Source organism: Streptomyces sp. NPDC054961, from assembly GCF_053609145.1.
In genome coordinates this window covers 1-1278 of record NZ_JBSGWY010000112.1, presented here as the reverse complement: position 1 = coordinate 1278, position 1278 = coordinate 1, and the positions used below count along the sequence as shown (strand labels likewise).

Annotated in this window: 1 pseudogene; it reads left to right on the top strand. The window is 67.6% G+C overall.

Annotation, left to right across the window (positions count from 1 at the left end):
• Nucleotides 1–59: 59 nt before the first annotated feature.
• A pseudogene (locus ACWF9Z_RS36695) lies at nt 60–1278 on the top strand (IS3 family transposase); the annotation flags it as partial.

Here is a 1278-nt window from a genome sequence, read left to right as displayed (position 1 = left end):
AGTGGTGGACACGCTGATACTGGATCTTGATTGATCCGGAGGAAGCGAGAAGACCACCGATGGCTCTGAAGGACTATTCGGACGAGTTCAAGGCCGATGCCGTGGCCCTGTACGAGTCCACGCCCGGGGCGACGTACAAGAGCATCGCCGCTGACCTGGGCGTCAACCGGGCGACCCTGCGCGAGTGGGTGCTGCGGGACCGCACGCGCCGTGGCGTCACCGCTGCGAGTGCGAAGCCGGCCGTCGGCCACCGGGCGGCGGTTACGCCCAGTGATCCGGAGGAGCGGGTCCGACAGCTGGAAGCACGGGTGGCGGAACTCGAGGCCAGTGAGCGCAAGCTCGCCACCGAGCGGGACATACTCCGCAAGGCGGCCAAGTATTTCGCCGGAGAGACGAACTGGTGACCAGCCGCTTCCAGTTCGTCGACGACCACCGGGCCACCTTTGAGGTGAAGCGGCTCTGCCAGATCCTGGACGTCAACCGGTCCAGCTACTACAAGTGGCTCGCCGGCGCCGAGACACGGGCCGCCCGGCAGCGCGAGGACCAGGTCCTGGCCGGGGAGATCCGCCAGGTCCACGGCGAGTCCGGCGGCGCCTACGGCTCCCCACGCGTGACCGCCGAGCTCCGCGACAAAGGGCGGCAGGTCAACGAGAAGCGGGTCGCCCGGATCATGCGGACGTACTCCATCACCGGCATCCGCCTGCGCAGACGCATCCGCACCACCGTCCCCGACCCGGCATCCTCACCGGTCGAAGACCTGTTCCAGCGGGACTTCACGGCCGTCGAGCCGGGGCGGAAGTACATGGGTGACATCACGTATCTCCCGCTCGCGAGCGGGAAGTTCCTCTATCTCGCGACGGTGCTGGACTGCTTCAGCCGCAAGATCGTCGGCTGGTCCATCGCGGACCACATGCGCACGGACCCTGGTCGCCGACGCTCTGCGGATGGCCGCCGGCACCCGCGGCTCGCTGGACGGGGCGGTGTTCCACTCCGATCACGGAGCCCAATACGGATCAAGGGCCTACGCCAGCCTCTGCGGCCAGCTCAAAGTCACCCGGTCGATGGGCGCGGTCGGCACCAGCGCCGACAACGCGGCCTGCGAAAGCTTCCACGCCTCCCTGAAACGCGAAACCCTCCAAGGCGCCCACGACTACGGCGACGCCACCACCTGCAGAAAAACGGTCTTCGCGTGGCTGACCCGCTACAACACCCGCCGCCGACACTCCACCAACAGCCACCTCAGCCCCGACGAATACGAACGCCGACACCACGCCGCTA